Annotated in this window: 16 protein-coding genes and 1 pseudogene; 14 read left to right on the top strand and 3 right to left on the bottom strand. The window is 35.9% G+C overall.

Features of this window, described 5'->3' with window-relative positions:
* Nucleotides 1-59 precede the first annotated feature (59 nt).
* Both ACWATA_RS26480 and ACWATA_RS26475 read left to right on the top strand, forming a co-directional pair.
* Entirely contained in the window at nucleotides 60-683 is a 624-nt protein-coding gene (locus ACWATA_RS26480) for a class I SAM-dependent methyltransferase (protein ID WP_473050448.1), read from the top strand.
* Between the two features lie 2 nt (nucleotides 684-685).
* Complete coding sequence (locus ACWATA_RS26475; RefSeq protein WP_473050447.1) at nucleotides 686-1,768, top strand: copper resistance D family protein; 1,083 nt, start codon at nucleotides 686-688, stop codon at nucleotides 1,766-1,768.
* 36 nt (nucleotides 1,769-1,804) lie between these two features.
* On the opposite strand, the gene ACWATA_RS26470 is transcribed toward ACWATA_RS26475, so the two are convergent.
* Nucleotides 1,805-2,029: a helix-turn-helix domain-containing protein gene (locus tag ACWATA_RS26470; RefSeq protein WP_043977036.1), complete on the bottom strand. Its 225-nt coding sequence runs from the start codon at nucleotides 2,027-2,029 to the stop codon at nucleotides 1,805-1,807.
* Nucleotides 2,030-2,356: 327 nt separating this feature from the next.
* Between ACWATA_RS26470 and ACWATA_RS26465 the strand changes: the two genes are divergently transcribed.
* From ACWATA_RS26465 to ACWATA_RS26455, 3 genes are all read left to right on the top strand, one after another.
* Complete coding sequence (locus ACWATA_RS26465) at nucleotides 2,357-2,836, top strand: hypothetical protein (protein ID WP_473050446.1); 480 nt, start codon at nucleotides 2,357-2,359, stop codon at nucleotides 2,834-2,836.
* Nucleotides 2,823-2,987, top strand: coding sequence for a hypothetical protein (locus ACWATA_RS26460; protein ID WP_221815894.1), 165 nt, complete (start codon nucleotides 2,823-2,825; stop codon nucleotides 2,985-2,987). Before ACWATA_RS26465 ends, ACWATA_RS26460 begins: the two co-directional genes overlap by 14 nt.
* Before the next feature lie 285 nt (nucleotides 2,988-3,272).
* The gene (locus ACWATA_RS26455) at nucleotides 3,273-3,452 is read left to right on the top strand and encodes a hypothetical protein (RefSeq protein ID WP_473050445.1); all 180 of its coding nucleotides are present in this window, start codon (nucleotides 3,273-3,275) and stop codon (nucleotides 3,450-3,452) included.
* 60 nt (nucleotides 3,453-3,512) lie between these two features.
* Here ACWATA_RS26455 and ACWATA_RS26450 read toward each other — a convergent pair whose 3' ends face one another.
* A complete protein-coding gene (locus ACWATA_RS26450) occupies nucleotides 3,513-4,367 on the bottom strand; it encodes a MerR family transcriptional regulator (protein ID WP_473050444.1) in 855 nt (284 codons plus the stop codon).
* A 1,441-nt stretch (nucleotides 4,368-5,808) separates the two neighbouring features.
* On the opposite strand from ACWATA_RS26450, the pseudogene ACWATA_RS26445 reads away from it, so the two are divergent.
* Nucleotides 5,809-6,246 (top strand): annotated as a pseudogene (locus tag ACWATA_RS26445) (DDE-type integrase/transposase/recombinase).
* A gap of 620 nt (nucleotides 6,247-6,866) precedes the next feature.
* On the opposite strand, the gene ACWATA_RS26440 reads toward ACWATA_RS26445, so the two are convergent.
* Nucleotides 6,867-7,052: a hypothetical protein gene (locus ACWATA_RS26440; RefSeq protein ID WP_274158129.1), complete on the bottom strand. Its 186-nt coding sequence runs from the start codon at nucleotides 7,050-7,052 to the stop codon at nucleotides 6,867-6,869.
* Nucleotides 7,053-7,809: 757 nt separating this feature from the next.
* Here ACWATA_RS26440 and ACWATA_RS26435 point away from each other — a divergent pair.
* From ACWATA_RS26435 to ACWATA_RS26400, 8 genes are all read left to right on the top strand, one after another.
* Complete coding sequence (locus ACWATA_RS26435; protein WP_473050443.1) at nucleotides 7,810-9,786, top strand: primase C-terminal domain-containing protein; 1,977 nt, start codon at nucleotides 7,810-7,812, stop codon at nucleotides 9,784-9,786.
* Nucleotides 9,787-10,510: 724 nt separating this feature from the next.
* Nucleotides 10,511-13,576 carry a TraM recognition domain-containing protein gene (locus tag ACWATA_RS26430; protein ID WP_473050442.1) on the top strand — a complete coding sequence of 1,022 codons (3,066 nt, stop codon included), beginning with the start codon at nucleotides 10,511-10,513 and terminating at the stop codon, nucleotides 13,574-13,576.
* A gap of 109 nt (nucleotides 13,577-13,685) precedes the next feature.
* Nucleotides 13,686-14,531, top strand: coding sequence for a replication-relaxation family protein (locus tag ACWATA_RS26425; RefSeq protein ID WP_097825408.1), 846 nt, complete (start codon nucleotides 13,686-13,688; stop codon nucleotides 14,529-14,531).
* A gap of 14 nt (nucleotides 14,532-14,545) precedes the next feature.
* A complete protein-coding gene (locus tag ACWATA_RS26420; protein WP_473050441.1) occupies nucleotides 14,546-14,761 on the top strand; it encodes a hypothetical protein in 216 nt (71 codons plus the stop codon).
* A 12-nt stretch (nucleotides 14,762-14,773) separates the two neighbouring features.
* The gene (locus ACWATA_RS26415) at nucleotides 14,774-15,910 is read left to right on the top strand and encodes a conjugal transfer protein (RefSeq protein WP_473050440.1); all 1,137 of its coding nucleotides are present in this window, start codon (nucleotides 14,774-14,776) and stop codon (nucleotides 15,908-15,910) included.
* Between the two features lie 20 nt (nucleotides 15,911-15,930).
* The gene (locus ACWATA_RS26410) at nucleotides 15,931-16,203 is read left to right on the top strand and encodes a hypothetical protein (protein WP_473050438.1); all 273 of its coding nucleotides are present in this window, start codon (nucleotides 15,931-15,933) and stop codon (nucleotides 16,201-16,203) included.
* A gap of 12 nt (nucleotides 16,204-16,215) precedes the next feature.
* Nucleotides 16,216-16,617 (top strand): hypothetical protein, encoded by a 402-nt coding sequence (locus ACWATA_RS26405; protein ID WP_057275146.1) that lies wholly within the window; start codon nucleotides 16,216-16,218, stop codon nucleotides 16,615-16,617.
* Nucleotides 16,618-16,637: 20 nt separating this feature from the next.
* On the top strand, nucleotides 16,638-19,181 hold the full coding sequence (locus ACWATA_RS26400; protein ID WP_473050437.1) for an ATP-binding protein: 2,544 nt from the start codon (nucleotides 16,638-16,640) through the stop codon (nucleotides 19,179-19,181).
* Nucleotides 19,182-19,215: the final 34 nt, after the last annotated feature.

The raw sequence follows: 19,215 nt of genomic DNA, 5'->3' as shown, positions 1-19,215 counted from the left end.
CATCACGTAGTGGCTTTCCATCAATAGTTGGAAAGCTCTTTTTATAGGGAGGAGCTATAATGAATAACCGTTGGAATCAGTTTATTTATAGATGTTGGGCACCCTTCTATGATGTCTTTTTTAACCATGGAACATTTTATAAAGCTAGAAAACAAGTGTTTCAAGACATTTTATTTAAACCAAAACAACGTGTTTTATTTGTAGGAATTGGAACAGGCGCAGACTTAACATTTATACCCTGCGATGACTTACAAGTGAAAGCTATTGACTATTCAGAAGAAATGCTTCAAAAAGCACAAGATAAATACAAAAATAGTTCGATTGAGTTTTTACAAATGGACGCACAGGAACTAGGCTTTGAATCAAATTCATTTGATATTGTTGTGGCCAGCTTACTACTTAGTGTTGCTCCTAACCCCAATAAATCATTAAAGGAAATGATTCGAGTAACCAAGGATAAAGGAACGATCCTAATTTTTGATAAATTTGAACCAACTAACAAGGAACTTTCTTTGGGAAAAAAGATGTTCCGACCTCTCATTAAGTTACTCGGAACAGATATTGGGCTATCCTTTGAAAGTGTTTATAAAAATGTTGAAAATCAGTGTGAAATTCAAGAAGACTTAGATGTTATGATGAAAGGGTTATACAGGAAGATTATATTGCAGAAGAAAGGTGATTAACGTTGAACGTACTAGTACCTCTTACTGAACTGATAACGTATATACTTTTTTCAATCTTAATAGGGCATGTTGCCCTTCAATTTGTTTCACCTGAAAAGAAACCTAGTATATATATATCCAGAAGGTTTTTATTATGCTGTGTTTTAGGAATTATTCTCTTCACTTTTGGTCCTCTTTTGCAAGTAGTCGCCTATTTTGGCGGAAGTGTTGGGGTGGCTCAAACTTTATTTTCCGTTTTATTTACTTTTGAAATAGGTAAAGCATGGATTGCTATCGTTTGGTGTTCCATCCTTTTATGGTTAGCTATGTATTTAGATAGCTCTAAATACATACAAGCGATTTTATTGTTTTTAATGGTATTAAGCATAGGATATGCTAGTCATGTAGCCTCCCTATCTTTTTGGACAGGGTTCACTTCTCATACAGTGCATTTCTTAGCTGTCACCTTATGGGCAGGAATTTTAATACAAGTTTCATGGTTCAGTAAAGGTTCTACAAATTGGAATCGATTCTTACGTTGGTTTACGCCGTTTGCAGTTAGTTGTATGATCGTTATTTTAATAAGTGGTGTCATTGTGATGTTATTTGTTATAGATATTAAGGATTATATAAATGCTTGGGTACTCCCTTATGGACAAATGATACTTCTCAAACATATAAGTATCATTCCCCTTCTTGCCTTTGCTTGTATTAATGGAATTTTGGTAAGAAAAATGAGAAAAATACCTACATTTAATCCTCAGCCCTGGATTAAAGCTGAAAGTGTAAGTATACTGATAGTTTTCTTTTTTACAGGAATATTAGGTACATTGTCTCCACCACATGATATTGATCAGACCGTCAAATCTGAAGGAGTAGCAAATTGGATAGTTAATTTATTTGGCATCCCTATTAAAATGCCAGTAAATTTAGAACTAATATCATCATTCCAAGGAATAGTTGCTTTTATTTTTGGAGTTCTGTTTCTTATTATGATTTTCCTCAGTTTTTATAAGAAAAAAACACCTGTTTTAGCTGTCTTCTTAGCAATCTGTTTTATTATAAGTACTTATTTAGGGTTGATGACAAGTGTTGCATTAGAATAACGAGTAAGAAAAGACTCCTGTGTAAATAGGAGTTTTTTAAATATCCCAAAAATCATCACTTTTAAGATTAGGATCAATCTCCCTTAGTGCTTTAAGTATTTTCTTCATAGTCTTTTGAGTTGGTGATCGATCTATATCACTCGTTAAATCTCCAATAGTATTTTTATTTAATCCAGTTTTATCCTTTAACCATGCTTGAGATATCCCACGTCTATCCAGCCATTTACCTAACTTTGTGCGTCTTTTTCCAAGTCCAAACATTCTTTCACTCTCCTTCATTTTCTAGTGATGTCCAATAATCCTGAAAAATAAACCCATTCTTCCTGAAAGATGAGGAATAGTGTACAAGCTCTCCTTCATATCATCAAGTAAGATGTCACGAAGGCATCACGCTAGTGTCATAACATGAGAATAGGAGTGAACGATATGAATAAAGAATTAGCCATCCAATTATTAAACTCAAAAAATGGTGTCTTCCTGACATCAGAAGGTAAGAAGGTACTAGAAACCATTTTAAATAAAAAAACAGCGCATACAGCAAAATAAAAAGGATCTACGAGATAAATATATTAATAAGGAGAGGATTCTGTGTATCGACTCACTTTAAGGTGTAGCGACGTCTATCGTACATATATTGATGAATGGTTTCAGGAAACATCCCTAAGTCGTAATCAAATTGTCAGATGTGCATTATTTACAGCTGCCAACAATCCGTTATTTCTAGAAATTATGAGTCACTATAAACGAAGTGATGTCACTCCCCCCTCTCCACCATGGGACGCTTCTGCCCATTATTTATGGCTGGAGCAAGACGTGAATGTAAAAGAAGAAGGGAGCATTATATATGATGTCATGGAAGGAAAAGGAACGTCTTCAAGCGCTTCTAAAGTACTTAGAACACCAACTGGTAGCAGACGAATACCAGGAGCAAGTATTCAACCCTCACGTTCCTCCTACAGTGAAAAAGAGTCGCTGTTACGATGTGAGCCAACGTCTGAGAGACGAACAGGGACGCTTCCTATCGTACAATTCTCAAACAATGGAGGAATCAGACTTGATCTTCGATAGTGAACAAGAGACAAAACGCAAATTAAAAATAGAGCCAATTTCTGGCTCGTATAATAGCTACTCCGTTGATGAAAAAGATAAAAGAGATTGGAGTGGAAACATTTATCTAGGCTGTGTGGCTGCTATTTTAGCCATTGCGTTCTTCTCTTAATCTCTTTAAAAATATTGTCAATATTTTTGTCATAAACATATAGCATGAATACAGTTAAGACCGCCTTATAGACTAATAATTAATGGGCGGTCTTTGTTGTAGTTATTCTTCGAAATTTGTATGATATGCAAATGATTTTACATCTTTTAAATAAGGAATGAGATTCTTTGAAATGGAGCTGAATTTATTGGAATTACTTGTGAATATAAGCGCATTCTAGAAACATACGTTTTACTTATTTAAAAAAAGGAATACTGGAGTCAACTTGATAAAGGGAGTGATCTTATGCAAGCTGATATGACGGTCGAAGAAATCAAAGCCCAAATCCAGTACTTAGAAACAAATGGACAATCCTTAAAAAAGAAGCAAGTGAAGCAAACGCATTCAAAACTAATGAAAAATGCACTTTATTTTTTTCCTAGCTGGGAACATGCTGTAGTAGAAAGTGGTGTAAATACCGTATAATTAAAAGAAACTCAGCCCTCTCTGACTGAGTTTCTTTTAATTAATGATAAACATTCACTATTACTTACCAAACAACCTTGAAATAAAGCTCTTTTTTTCGCTTGTGACTGCTATTTGGTCCTTGATAACCTTAAGTTCTTTGAGCACTTCTTTTAATTGTTCTTCTCTTTCAACCAATTCTTTTTGAAGTTCTTTTTCACGAGCTTCATTTTGTTTTTGTTGTTCTAAATAAGAGTTTTTGAGCTCGGAAAGTACTTTTTCATCATTTTCTTTAGACGAATTATTTTGCAACTGTAAATTCTGTATTTGATTGACTGTATTTTTCATATTTATTTCCTGACGTTCCAAGTAATCGGTCATTAAGCTTTTTACCCGTTCCTCTATCCGTTCCTCTTGTTGAAGTAAGTGTTTTGCCAGAAAATTTTCTATCCGTTCTTCTATTTTTTCTTTTAATCGTTCCTCTATCCGTTCCCCTAAATCCGTAATTATTCGACTCTCCATACCGTCGAGCTCGTGTCTTAGTTCATGAATTACATCTTTGAGAATAAGGTTATGGACCTCTTTTTGTGCTTTATCGCGGTCATTATCACGTAAATAAGAAGATAGTTCTTTAGTGTTTCTATCCATAGGAGCATAATCATTCGAAATAATTTCTGCTACTTGAGCTTTTGTAATGTTTGGTTGACTTAAAAGAGATTGAAATTTACGCAGCGCAATTACATCATGTTCCGTAAACGCACGGTTATCACGGTTTTTCCCGTCTTTAACTTTAAGAAATTGGTATCCGTTTTTTTCTAATTCTAGACACCATTTTCTTAAGTAACTGTCACTAATCCCTAATGACTCAGCCACTTCCCTTGTCCAATATGCTTTGGGTATTTTGTCACTAATCCCGTTCCACTGTTCTTCATTCATTATTAGTGTCATCTCCTTCTCTACTAAAAGAATATAACCTTTGTTAAAAATACTTTTTATGTTCTTTAAACGTTCTGTTCATATATTATTTTTTATAAACGGTGAGTATTTAAATATGTAAAAACATTGTTTTGAAAGTAAGAACGATCCCCGTTCTAGCGTTCCATTCATTAGGTGTTGTATAAAATACAAGAGAAAAAGGCGTTCCTATAGAAGTTAACCCTAACTATATATCAAATCTCTGAAAAACTAGAATTTTAATATGGAACGATTCCCGTTCCACTGTTCTGTTGACATGTTAATTAATAACAAAGGCTTACAATGCAGTTAAGTCGACTATATCCCTTATATTATAAATTAAATTTTATATTAAAAATACATTTTGATAAATCATTTTATGTAATTTCGCTAACTCTTTTAATTATATTAACTAATGTCAATCTCTCGTGTTTCTTCTAATCTAGAAGGTATTCTATATTTTAAATAGAAGATGTATGCTTGAAAATTCTATTTTTATCATAAATTCAGTTTCTTAGCATGGATAAACCATCTGTAAGAGGAGATTGTGAAGGAATTTGAAATTTAAAAGTCATATTAAGATGGTCCAAATTAAATAATTTACTATATTGTGTATCTTTTATAGTATTAAATCTATATCCTTCTTGTAAGGAACGATTCCTGTTCCGCTGTTCTACAATTCATAATTAGGTTCCTTTCTTTTTTGCTAAAAAATATAGCTTTTGTCAAAATACATTTCATGTTCTTTAAGCGTTCTCTTCATATATTATTTTTTATAAAAGATAAGTATTTAAATATGTAAAAACAATGTCTTTAAAGAAAGAGCGATACTCGTTCCATCGTTCCAGTCGTTAGATGTAACATGAAATACAAGAGAAAAAAGCGTTCCTTTAGAAATAAACCCTAACTATATATCAAATCTTTGCGAAGCTGGAGTTTTAATGTGGAACGATTCCCGTTCCACTGTTCTGCAATTCATAATTAGGTTTCTTTAAGTCTTTGCTAAAAGAATATAGCCTTTATCAAAATACTTTTTATGTTTTTAAACGTTCTGTTCATATATTATTTTTGATTCTGATGCAAAAACTTCAAAACAATTGCAATAAATCTCTAAATCTTGGATATACTAATAATTTTAAAAACGATGCGTGATCGTTATGGAAAAGGAAAGTTTATTTAAAGGGAAACATTGTCGGCCTGATGTTATCTTATTAACGGTAAGATGGTACCTACGGTCAACCTCAGTTTGCGCGATTTAGTGAAAATGATGGAAGAGAGAGGGTTATCAATTGCTCAGACAACCATTATACGTTGGGTTCACCAATAGGGACCTTAATTAGAAGGAAGAGTACGACGTTGTCTTAAGTCAACAAATAATTCATAGAGAGTCGATGAAACCTATATTAAAGTAAACGGGCAATGAATGCATTTATATCGTACATTCGATTCAGAAGGGCGTACTATCGTTTTTTATCTAAGTGCATCACGAGATAAACAAGCGACCAAACGCTTTTTAAGAAAGCCTTGGCTTTTTCCTATCTCTCTAAACCTCGTGTCGTAACAGAAGATAAGAATCTTGCATCCCCTATAGCGATTCAAGAGTTAAAAGAAGAGGAAAAGATGCCTAAAGACACAACTAAAGCAAGTTAAATATCTCAATAATATAGTCGAGCAAAATCGCCATTTTATTAAGAAATGTGTGTGTACTATGTTGGGATTTAAGTTATGTAAAACAGCTATTTCTATATTGAAGGGTGTTGAAACTGTTAATATGATTAAAAAAGGACAACTTTACCGTCAAGTGAAGTCTGCCCAAAATAAAGTTAAATTTGTACATAGCTTGTTTGGAATTGCATCATAATCCAGAATAGAATATGTAGGCTCTGTGTTGCTATGAAATACCTTTTGAACCAGAACCTTATTTTTTATAAAAGATAAGTATTTAAATATGTAAAAACAATTTTTTTAAGGAGGGAACGATTTCCGTTCCTCCGTTCCATCCATTAGATGTAACGTAAAATACAAAAGAAAAAGGCGTTCCTATAGAAGTGAACCCTAATTATATATTAAATCTTCAAAAAGCTAGAATTTTAATATGGAACGATCCCCGTTCCGCTGTTCTTATATAGCTAGAACAGAAGTATAATGTGAGAATATCACGTTCCAACAAGGTTGATATAAACAATTTCGAATGTATAAGATCAACTAAAGGTTAACTTATTGACTTTGGAATAATAGTTTTCAAGAAAGAAAAGGAATTAGTTTGACTTAAGTTTAACTAAAGGCGTGTTTATCTAACTGATATAAAATTTTAGTTGGATTTTGTATTGAGTAAAGTAAATAATAAATTTAATTATTCATATTATATCGTCTCTAAATAAACAAAAAACAGATCTTTCAATCTGCTTTTAAAAAATGAGTTTGAAAGTCTCTGTTTATTTAATTCCATATCCTATTTTCATCTCTCTTAATGGTTTTAAACTAATCGTTAGATTGATAAATAGATGTGCCTTTTTTTGAATTAATAACATATTCGTGAAGAATATGTCTTATAAGTCCAGCTCTTGTTGTGGCAGTTTTGTTTAAAAACTCAATCACATCAGCATCTTTTTCTTTATCCAGAAATAATTCAATTCTTTCTTTCTTGTTTTTATCAAAGCTAGGCATTGTTATTATTCCTCCATTGGTATAAACAAATAACATTTAATAATTACTTTAGTTGGTGAACTTGGTATTTATAGTTTAAAATAAAATAAATAAGTTTCTTTTACCGGTATTTTACTGTTCTTACCTTGTAGAGTCAATGTTTGGAGTAGTTTTCTCATAGTATATAACAATTTTTGTGGTAAAATATTCAATATTAATATTGACAGAATAGAATATATACCGGTAAAATACCGGTATATAGTAACTAATTAAAATATTACTGTTTTTATAAAAAAAGCAGGGTGGACGAAATATCTAAAAAGAGGTATATTGAGAGAAAGAAAAACCAATAGAAAAGATTGCTGATTTTTCGTAGTACTTAATTATAAAAAATAATATTAGATAACGTTCAAAAAAAAAGAACGTGCTGGAAACACATTCTTTTTTAAAAAATCAAGCCCCGCCCCGACCAAAGTTTGTGGCTTGAAAGTAAATGCCTAAGAAGACATTTGTTTATACTGTTATACACACATAATAACAGTATTAAACTTATTTGACAAGGTTTTTTATACGATATTATTGTAATAATTTCTACCAAAATAATAGAAATGTAGACAAATTATTTACGCATTTCCTTTGTTTTTTGTCGTATAAATCTTTGGAAAATAACTAAACTTTTGGCATTCTTTCAAGAATACAAGGCTGTTTGCAGGCATGGAGCTTGCAAACAGCCTTTTTTGTTTCTTTTAAACAATAATTCTTAAAAGGAGGAAGACCATTGAGTTTAGTAAGTGTCGCTATGGATATATATAGAAGCCAATTAACTGATAAAAAGAAAAAACAAACTGAGAAGCAACAAACCGGTTATAGCAGCCGTTTAGGCTGGGTATTTGTAACAAAAGACTTTACGAAAGAGACAACAAAAGCTGTTCGTACATATGGTTCGTTATTTAATGTCAGCAAAGACTATACATACTTTACGCCAAATACGTTTTATCGCAATGATCTACGCCGTTTAAGTACGCTACGTTGGATCAATGCGATGTCGATTGATATTGATGCAAAAAATGGGGCGAACGAAGGGATGACTCTTCCAGATGTGCAAGAGTCCATTACACAAGCAGGGCTTCCAATGCCTTCTTTAATCGTTCAGACACCATCTAAAGGATTTCATATCCATTGGTTTTTAGAGAAGCCAAAACGGGCTTCAGATAAGCTAAATGCACATTATAGTCGTATTCAAACATGTATGGCTAAAATGATTCATGGAGATGTACATGCTGTGGGTCCTGAGCGTTTATTCCGTTTACCAACAGATGAAAATACAGTCTTTCATTCACAAGAACGTGTATCGTTTGACGAACTATGCGAGTGGTTCCAACTAGTACAAGAACAAGATCAACAAGACGTACATACATACAAAAAAGGATTCTGCAAAGGCTATGAATCTCTTTTAAAACATTCTGCTGTTCAAAAGATCCTAGAAGGTGTAAATAAAGGTCAACGTGATACGGCTTGCTACACGCTTGCGCTTGCTTACAAGGCAGCTGGATACGATGAAAAAACAGCAGAAACATACTTACATAACTGGAATCAAAAAAATACGCCTCAAATGCGCCAAATTGAGGTTAAACGTAAAGTTAAGAGTGCTTATAATGGCCGTTTTCATGCTCCATCTGCAAAAAAAATTCGCGAGTTATCGGGCATGCTATTTAGCTATGTCATTTGGGAAGAAGCAAAACCACGTGAAGAACGTACATACAGCCATATTGAAGAGTGGGAAGGGGATGTCTTAGCATTTATCCGTGCTCAAGGGGGACAAGTCTCTGGCTCACAGCGCGATCTTGCTGAGCAAATCACGTCAAGTGTGGATGCTGAAAAGAAAATCCCTTATGCCACGTTCAAAAAAGTAGTTGCTAGATTAGAAGAGCAAGAAATCCTTTCGAAAAAGGTCTCTGGTAAAGGAAGAGGGGCTTCAACAGAGTTATGTATCATTGATGAAGTAAAAGCCCGTAGAACGCAATCTGAAGCATCCAAAAAAGAGCAAGACGCTGCTCCTAAAAATAATGGGTTCAATTCAAATACAATTAAAGATACGGTGGTGGGTGGGCCGGCTCTACCTCTCTCTACAGGTTCTAGCCTATCTCTTCCAAAAGAAAGTTTAACACCTGTTATTTTACCTACGTCTTCTACGCTTTCTAAGCATGCTCCTATCCCTGGGAATGTGCCTAGTGCGTTCGTTAGTGCTCTTTATAACCGTAGTTTTGTAGATGGGCGTTTTATCTTCCGTGCGTGGGGCAAGATTCAACTCGCTTTCAAGGCGTTTGGTATTGCCTATCATTCTATTGCAGCTACTGACGACTATATACGCTTAGCCGTGGATGCTGTCGCAGTAACTGTTGAGAAAAAAGGTTCTATGGTTGCAGGAGACTTCCAGGGTGACGAACCTTTCTTAAAGTATCTTTTCGGCACGATGAAGGGTTTATTTGCAAATTATCGTTCTGATCAGCTTACACAGTTTGTTGAAGAAATTGAGGGTTTAGGTGAAATTACATTATCACATATGGGCATGGAATTAGAGGACGAATTGAAGGCTTCTAGGGTAGTAGATCGAGAGTTAGTGGAGGCTAAATTAGTTGAAATTGAACGTGAGCAATCCGCACGTCAAAGACGCAAACACTATCACAATCATTCTGCTTTTGAGCTTAATTCAAGCTTAAACCAGTTCAAACTTTTCATGAAAAGGGATGATTAATTTCTGTAAAAAAAGAATCAAGAAAAGATATAAAATCTCTTCTTGATTCCACTCACGAAGTTAACTATTCCCCTTACAGAATAATCAAAGATAGTGTATACAAAGAACGAAATAAAGGCAATGATTATCTTGAATTGATTAAAATTCTATTAAAGGCTTAGATGATATATTAACGAATACTATTATCTATACATTATCGAATATATAATAATAGGTTTAATAATACATAATTAATAGGTTGATAGTAATGTTGATATGAAGATACAATAAGGATTTTCTAAAAAATGTGACCTTAAAGGTCTATGTAGTAAAACTTATACTAGGTATTAGGTCAGTTTTGCTGAAAATCCCTTGAAGCTCTAAGGTGTGAGGCATATAATGGAATTAGGTCATAAATAACCTAAATTTTTCAAGATATTTTCCTAGAGGTAACATTGATTACGTTAGTAATCATGTACCGATAGGAGAAGCTCTCTATTACTCCTGTTTTTTTCGTTTGTATATTTTATTCGTATCGGCGGGGGGCGCACCAAGCGTCCAATCAACATGGCCTTACACATGCTGACACCCTACGAACCTATACAAACAAATTCAAAAAACGTTCTTCCTTACATCTCAGAAACCAACTTCAAAACATCCTAGAACCCAACAGCCAAAGAACCTCGCTCTTCGAAAATTTCATAGCTCTTTTCCTTCCTCTCTCTCAACAAGGAGGGGAAACCACTTGCAAGAAAAACCGTCAAAAAAACAAGCAACTATATTTGACGATATTCTCGACCAAATGATTGAAAATCCACGGCAGGGGATAGCTGTTGTACTTCTTGGTTTGGCCGGAATGGGTGTTTGGAAAAAAGACTGGCTTTTGTCTCTTTTACCATACAGTCCAGAAACGATTCAGCATTGGCTGACCATTTGCATTCATATCATTCAAATTCTAGTTGCATTGCTGCTTCTATTTCTTTTGATTCGATGGATATGTGCCATCTTTCGGATTCAACGACATTTTGATTATGTTCAACTATTGCCACATACGGATGATGGTGTTTCAAAAGAAATGCTTAGTCAGTTAATGCGAAGGATTCACGGCACAAAACGAAGATGGATAGAAAGACTGTTTCTTGGAAGGGAACGTTTTTCGTTTGTTATTCATTACACCATTGATGATGAAGCAGGGGCACAATATCGTTTTTATATCGGAGCTGAAAAGAATCAATTAGAAGCGATTAAGTCTAACTTTCATAGTGTCTATCCGAATTTAACGTTTTTCCCTGCGGATAACTTAGAGTTTCCAAGTAAAAAAGCAGTGGCAGGGCGTTTGAAATTAAAAAGCAATAACTTGAAAAAGTCATTGCCACTTTCACGCTACAAGTCAGATCAACTGCCCGGAATCATTTCTCATATGAAAGCTGATACGTGGTTGCAAGTGGGATTCACGCCCAACGATGGCTGGAAGCTTCGAAAAGCCATTCAGAAGCTGGAAGAGGACTTGAAAGGGGATAAACCTTTTAAAGATCATTCAGCATTTGATAAGGAAGAGTTAGCGAGCTTGAAACATCGTTATTCTGGAAACGAAGTCGCTTTCGATTGTACCGTGTCAATTGCTTCTGAATATTATCCAGGTGTACCCGTTGTCAAAAGTATTGCAAATGCCATTCATTCCGTTTTAAACAATGTGAATGAACTGAAATATAAGAAATGGAAAAAGGCTGTGCAATGGTATCCGACGGGGACACCTTACAACATGACTTGGACGGGAAGCGAACTTGCAAACCTTCTTCATTTACCGCACTTTGATGAACGAAACATTATGCAGAAACTTGCAAAAGAAATACCACACTCCAAAAGGGGTGAAGAATTACTTCCAGATCCTGTTTTAAGTAATGAAGAAGGTTCAGTCGATTTTGGTGTGCAGCATCATCAATTTGTTAAAAATCGCACTGTACGAATTCTAATGAGTGTTCTGCAAAAACACTGGTCATTACTTGGTGTGACAGGTTCGGGGAAATCAACGTTATTAAATAATGTGCTTATGAGTTATGTTAATTCATTCATCAAACATGGAATCGAAGGTAAAAAGTCTCCTGGCTTCTCATTTGTTGATCCAGCAAGAAATACCGCCATGATTTTATTAAATCAAATGTTGAAAGCTGAACACGACGGGGCAGAGATTAACTGGAATAAAGTACATTGGATCTCTTTTAAAGACACGGATTATCCACCGGCTTTAAATTTATTGCATCGTTTTCCGAATGAATCCCCTGAAAGAGTAACGCAAATTATTATGCGGATTATCGGCGAAAACTTCCAAGTGGCCAAACAGACCGAACGCCTTCTGGTGAATTGCATCAAAACGCTTGTATTGGACACAGGAGAGCAACACACCATTTTAGGTGTAAAACCATTAGTTAATGATTTTACATTCCGACAACGGATTTTGAATCGTTTAGAGGATAACCCAGAAGCTTATGACGTATTAGATTTTTGGAGAAATGAAGCAGAAGACTTAATTGACGCTAGTCGTATTGCTTTATTTAATCGCTTAGATACGTTTACCGCGAATCCATTGTTGCGCAGGATGTTTGGTCAAAAAGAATTTACCCTTCCTATTTTGGATTGGATGGATCAAGGCCACATCATTTTTTATGATTTTAGTGGATTAGATGAAGACGAAGCTGGATTGATTGGCGGGTTTCTCACGTATTTGTATTACCGCGTGGCTGATACAAGAGGTGGAACACCTCTCATGCACCAATTTGTTTTTGATGAAGCCGCACGATTAGAGAAAATGACCATTCTTCCTCGAATTATTGCAGAGCAACGTCAAAAAGGGTTGTCACTAGGTATTGGGACACAATCCATGCATCAATTAGACCAAGAACTGAAAGATGCGTTAAAAGAAGTTCAAGGTAACTTCTTTGTGTGTCGGCAGGGGCCAGAAGGTGCGGCAGCAGCCAGTAAAATGTTTAGTGTGCCAGGTTCGAAAAAAGATCAACCTCTTTTTTCTGAATCCTATTTTACTAGCTTGCCTGATTTAGTCACCGTCATTCGGACCCAAGACCAAATCAATGGTTCGAACGAAATCGTTCAATGTGTCGTGAAATTACCGCCACTAGACCGTTATATGCCGAATGGACAAAAAGCTACGTTTAAAAACGAAGTAGAAGAAGCAAAAGCCAATGCCTGGACCGCACAAAAAGTAAAAGAATTGGCTTCCAAAAACGGTTATCACAAATCAGAAGTTGATGTAATGATCCGTGCTTATTTACAAGGTGAAGAATATGTGCCTAAAAAACAACCAATAAAGAAAGAGAAAAAGCCAAGAGCTCCTTTACAAGCTCAACCGGAAACACCTATTTCCTTGCAAAAGAAACAGCGTATAGATACTAAGAATGTAGCTTCTGAGAAGGTAGTTGAAGCTGAACCGGATGTTACGAAAGAGATAGAAGTAGGAGTGAAGCTAGAACCAATTCAGCCGGCTATCAAGCTTTCAAGAAAAAAACGCGTAGAAGATACAGCGCCAGTGAAATCAGAAAAACCTACACAAAAACAGCCGTTTAAACCGATGGTTAAGCTTTCATGGGAGAAGTCTATAAAAGCAGAAGAGCAAGCGATGAAGGAACCGGCAACTTCTGTTGAACCTGTTTCAGATGTCAAAGAACAGGTTCAAGAAATAGAGCCTAAATCGATTGAACCTGCTGTCACTTTAAAGAAAAAAATAGAAGAGGTACCAAAAGAACCGCAACCTATTGTATCATTACGAAAGAAAAAACCTTCAGAAAAGAATGAATAGAGACGGAAGGAAAAGAGGAAAAGTAAACGTTTTATGTGAAAAAGAGAAGACTTTTTACACACTCACGAAAATAACGTTCCTCTTATAGACAAGGGAGAGGCGAAACAGAATGAAAAAATATATCACGCTGAATGAACAGGATACAGACCTATTGATCAAACTACATGACTTTATTTACATTGACTCTAATTTCATTGTTGAACATATTTTAACGAATTACGCTGATCGTAAATATGCGATGAATCGTTTGCGTCTGCTAGAAGAGTCTAAGTATATTAAGAGTTTTACCGTTCCAATGCGAGGTTATGAAAAGCCGGGTAATTTATATACGCTGGATGCTTTTGGTGTAGAAATTGTAGAAGAATTGCAGGGCTTTTCAAAATGGCAAAAGAAATGGACAACGGATGTGCCCGCCTGGTACCAACACCAATTGATGTTAAATCGTTTGGTTTTATCTTATACCAAACAAGCAGAAGAACTAGGGCTTGCGGTTAAAGAATGGATTCCAGAAGCAAGAGGAACGTTCCAATATGGAAAGAGCAAATCAGAGGTCATCAAACCGGACGGGGTGCTCGTTGTGGGCGAAGCAGATAGCGAGCAAAATATTGGCTTGTTTATTGAGTTAGAACGTAGTGTAGCTAAGCGACAAAACACGCTTCAAAAAATCATTCGTTACAATGCCTTTTTGAAACGAGGAAAAGAAACATTGGAAAAATATGATATTCATGTCGGTTTTGAAGAACCTGTGTTGGATTGGCGGGTTTTATTTATCGCAGGGAATGAAACCAATACGAAAAAGACGATACGCGACATTTTAAGTATTCCAGGGCAAGAACGGTCACATATTAAAATTCCTGTTTTAGCAGCTAATCTTGAAGAAACAAAAAAAGATGCATTTGGGGACATTTATCATTACGTATTAAGTGAATCGTCAGATGTAAAAAGAGGATTGTAAGGAGGGACTAGCTAGTGGTTCGCAGTTTATTCAAAACCCTTCTTTATATCGCTGGAATTTGTCTCGTAGGAAGTTTTATCCTACGGACATTCCCAGAAGCAAACGTACTTTGGGAAACCGGAAAAGATCAATTTTTGGTTTTCTATAACCAAAGCGTTGCAAGTTACGGGGTTACAGGAACAATTATTCTTATAGCAGTTGTAGTCTTCTTGTTTTTTGGTAAAAAGTAAGGAGGAATGACAATGAGAAAATGGCAGAAAAAAAAGAAGCCTACTCCTAACGAATCGTCAGAGGGGATAAAGGAGAAGGTGAAAGACAAGGTCAGTACTTCAAAAAAGTATATGCCGAACTTGCTAAAGAAAGATGAAAAACAAAAAGAGAAAGATCAAGTTATCATCAAGCGAGCGAGTATGAAACGTTCTACGGCTACAACGATTGGAAGAGTCATCATGATTGGAAGTATCGTAATTGTAGCGTTAGGTGTCTTTAGTGCCTTTCGACATAATCTTGTTCTTAGTGACTTAGAAGATCAAGTGTCAGCTCAACAACAAGATAATAGCCCTAAAAATAATCAAAATACTCAAAATATTTCGTCTGTTGAATACTTTACTACTCAATTTATGCGTCATTACACAAGCATCGAACCAGGAGAGGACAAACAAAAGGAACGTGAAGAAGCTTTACAGAGCTTTCTAGCAACCGGTCTAGATAAAGGCGCTGGAATTGATTATGCCCATATCCCTGGTAGTCAGCGTTATGACAGTAGCGACGTGGTTTCGATTAAACAAAAGGATGACCATATTTCAGATGTATCTATCAAAGTTCATGTAACCTCCATGAAAGAAGTGGAGAAGAAATCAAAAGATAAAGATGGAAAAGAAAAAGTGGAGAAAAAGAATGAAGAGAAACAAGCGACTCTCTATTATTTGGTACGCGTCTATGAAGATAAAAACGGTTATAGCGTCATTGATCTACCGCAACCCTATATGCCAAAACCGAATCAGCAAGTGACTGTTTCAGAAAACGAAGAGAATAAAAATACGAATGCTGCCGTTAATAATGAGGTTCGAAGCTTCTTAGAATCCTTCTTTAAAACCTATACAGGAAAAGATCGAAGTGATGAAACAAAGTTTTTCTTTAAGGACTCAGCGAAAGCCCAATCACTAAATGGATTAATGAATTATGTCTCAATGGGTGATGTATCTGTTTATGAAAAGAAATCGAATAAAGGTCAGTATATTGTCAGATGTTCAGTCAAATTAGAACAACCTGTTACAGGAATTCAAAGCAACCACAACTATGAGTTTTCTCTTCAACAGGATGGTCAAGATAAGTTTGAAATTTTAACGATGAAGCCTGTTTCTTATGAAATTAATTAAAAATCTTGGAGGGATTTAATATGCTTACAACGTTTTTACATTCATTTATGTTAGGTGATATTAATTTGCAAGGTGTTAGTAGTCAAGGTGACACAAATGTAATGAGTGTTTTGCAAACAGTCTTCATCTGGGTAGTGCTGTTTGCGATTATTGGTTCACTGGTCATGAAAAAGTATCGCGGTGCTCTTATGGTTGTTGTGTTCGGTGGAATTATTGGTGTATTTATCTATGGCCCAAGCAACATTATTTCGTTGGGTGATTCGCTTCTAAAATTCTTCGGTCTTTCAAGCTAAGGAGGTCTATGCATGAGACGTGTTACAGGATATTGTACCAACAAGATTTTTGCCATTCCAAATATCGTGAGAGGGCTAGCAGGGGGAAGGGAAAGCATTTCGCTTCCCTTTTCTGTGACTGTTACTCAAATCATTGTGATATTCGTTTTCTTTCTCCTAAGTCTTCTTTTAGTTGTTCCTATGACCCCTTTTATTCCTAATAAAGTTGCGCGAGTTATTGTTGTTTGTGTAGCAGCACCTACATTTTTTGGTTATCTCTTAGGTTCTCAAACCAAAGAACATATGAACATTATTCGTTATTGGCAAGTGAAATACAAAACATTTATGGAGCCAAAAGAGCTCTTTCGATTTGAAGAAGTCGAGCAAGCGAAAAAAATTACGTACAAACGCAAAATTCCTATTTATCGAAAATGATGTGAGGAGTGAATGTGAAAATGGATATTCAAAATGACATTGTAGCTGTTTGGCGAAATGTTGTGATTACAAGAGATAGTCGGGAACAAGGGTGGTTTAAATTTAGTGGCTTTCATACCAGTTTTGATTCAGAAGCACAATTAATGGCTCACTTTTCCGAATTGAAACGGTTGTTTAAAGAGATCAAACGAGAAATTCAATGTATCGTTGTCCCAACGCGGCAATCGATTGATGATATTCGCGAAAAATACGCATCCATGATTCGAGGTAACTTACGCGTGGTTGCCAGTTCACATATTCAATCCGTTTTTCATTATCTTAAAACAAGTGATGAACTAGGTGCGGAAGAGCGTCGCTATGAATTTTACATTGGAGTTGAACTAGGTAAAAGCACACTAGATGATGAGGCAGAGGATATGACATATAAAGAAATGTACCAAGCATTAAAAGATTGGCTTTCCTCTAAATTTGCGAAAATCCGCGGAGATCATCATGTGTATTTAACAGAAGATCGTTTGAGAAAAATCTCTCGTTCAAATAAAGAAGTCACGAAGTTTCTTGAAGGCTTACCTTTTTCTTTTACACCTGTAACCACGGAAGGAATGACAAAATTAATTCCGTGGATTTTCAATATAGGATTACGTTTTCCACCTAATTGGCAAAAGTGGGAAGGTCGATTCACACCTATTTTTAATAAACAAAGGGAGCTCATTGCCCGTATTCAGACGGAAGATGATGTATTAAATCTTCAATTAACAGGAATTGAAAATCCTAAATCACGTCGCTATTTAACCTTGCATCAAACAGATGCGAAGGGGTATAACCATCAAACGCACGTTGCTTTCTTGCATATGGTGGGTATGCCGGAGGAAATTCACTTTCCAGAAACACGCTGGCTAGAAGCTTTACGGTCATTGCCTTTTGCGGTAGGTGTTAACTTGAAAATGAGTTATCAAGACGCAGACCAACGGTTGCGGAAGCTACGTCGCAAGAAATCAAATTTAGAAGATCAAGCGAACCATTTGAACGCATTCGGGGAAGATGCAGGCTCAAACGTTTATCAAGGTATTTCACATGCCGAAAACATTATTGCCAATGTAGAGAAGGAACGAGAAGGCGGCTACTTAATGAGTGCTATTTTTTCGGTTAGTTCTTCTGATCGAGATGAATTAATGCAGCGTGTAAATGACTTGATCGATGAGTATGCAGGTATGGGCATTACCCTTCAAAATACGTATGGTCTACAATTGCGGAGCCTACTTGAATGCTTACCAGGTTCAAGACGCTATGTAACTGAATTTATCCAAGACGTAGACATCAATGCGGTAACAGCTAGTTTTTTCGGAAATCGACAAGAGCTAGGGGACGAATACGGCTATTATGCAGGAAGAACATTAAGTGGCACGGCTGTTTATGTATTACCTGGTTTAGCTGCATCGGGTGCAGCCCTTACACAATCTCTTGTAACAGTGTATACAGGGAAAACGGGTTCTGGAAAATCAATGGCTGCCAATCGAGATATTTATGAAGCCGCATTAAGTGGTGCAAAAGTGTTGCTGTTAGATCCTAAGTCCGAACGCAAGGACATCTGTAAATGGGATGAAAAATTAGGTGAATTAGGAAGCGAGCTTAATTTTATTTCTTTTTCGACAAAAGATGAAGATGCAGGTAAATTAGACCCGTTCTTATTGTTTGATAATCGGGCCGAGGCTGTCGAAGTTTCCCGAGAAATAATCTATTACTTGCTAAATATCAATATCCGAAATGATAGTGCTAAAAGTTCAATTGTGACAAAGGCTGTTAAGCGTGTCGGTCAATTGGCAGAGCCTTCTATTCGATTTGTAAAAGATGAGTTACGAAATTTAGTACAGGAAAATGACATGCTACCAGAAGAGCATCGACCAATGGCGTTGGAGTTGGCCTCTATCTTAGAGGAATTTGAAGATGTGTCACTGGCTCGTTTGATCTTTGGAAAACGTATGAATGATGAAAACGTCTTGAATTATGCAAATCAATTTAATGTCCTGCAAGTTGATAATTTACAGTTACCGAAAAAGAGCACACCGCCGGAAGAGTATACAGAAGCCAACATTGTATCAGTAGCGATTTTGTTTAGTCTAACAGCCTACATGATGAAATTTTTACGGATGTTCCAAAACGAATTAACGGTTGTTGCAATTGATGAAGCGTGGAACTTCTTCCAAAACCCAGCAGGGGAACGTTTAATTGACCGTTTATTCCGTGAAGGACGTTCCTTGTTTTCGCCGATTTATTTAATGACACAAAACTTAATGGACATTCCAAGCAGTATGCGCGGTCAAATTGGTACAGCCTATTGCTTCCGTACCGATATACCAGAAGAGATTGAGACGATTCAAGAGTTTATGAAATTAGAAGATAGTGCAGGTCTAGAAGATATGATGCCTAAAATGCAGTCAGGTTATTGCTTATATCGTGACTTACATCAACGAACGGGTGTAATGCAAGTTCGTATCCTTCAAGAACATCTATTTGATGCATTTGACACATCTATAGACGTCAGGGAGCTTGCAAGTCAAGTATAGAAGGTGTTAAACCCTTCGTTCTAACAAAAAACGA

The organism is Priestia sp. USM5 (assembly GCF_058323215.1).
Note: the sequence above shows the minus strand (reverse complement) of the source record. Positions and strands in the feature narration are given on the sequence as shown.

Coding starts and splice junctions, on each gene's coding strand:
- ACWATA_RS26480 (WP_473050448.1), top strand. CDS start 60: ATGAATAACCGTTGGAATCAGTTTATTTATAGATGTTGGGCACCCTTC.
- ACWATA_RS26470 (WP_043977036.1), bottom strand. CDS start 2,029: ATGTTTGGACTTGGAAAAAGACGCACAAAGTTAGGTAAATGGCTGGAT.
- ACWATA_RS26455 (WP_473050445.1), top strand. CDS start 3,273: ATGCAAGCTGATATGACGGTCGAAGAAATCAAAGCCCAAATCCAGTAC.
- ACWATA_RS26450 (WP_473050444.1), bottom strand. CDS start 4,367: ATGAATGAAGAACAGTGGAACGGGATTAGTGACAAAATACCCAAAGCA.
- ACWATA_RS26440 (WP_274158129.1), bottom strand. CDS start 7,052: ATGCCTAGCTTTGATAAAAACAAGAAAGAAAGAATTGAATTATTTCTG.
- ACWATA_RS26425 (WP_097825408.1), top strand. CDS start 13,686: ATGAAAAAATATATCACGCTGAATGAACAGGATACAGACCTATTGATC.
- ACWATA_RS26415 (WP_473050440.1), top strand. CDS start 14,774: ATGAGAAAATGGCAGAAAAAAAAGAAGCCTACTCCTAACGAATCGTCA.
- ACWATA_RS26410 (WP_473050438.1), top strand. CDS start 15,931: ATGCTTACAACGTTTTTACATTCATTTATGTTAGGTGATATTAATTTG.
- ACWATA_RS26405 (WP_057275146.1), top strand. CDS start 16,216: ATGAGACGTGTTACAGGATATTGTACCAACAAGATTTTTGCCATTCCA.
- ACWATA_RS26400 (WP_473050437.1), top strand. CDS start 16,638: ATGGATATTCAAAATGACATTGTAGCTGTTTGGCGAAATGTTGTGATT.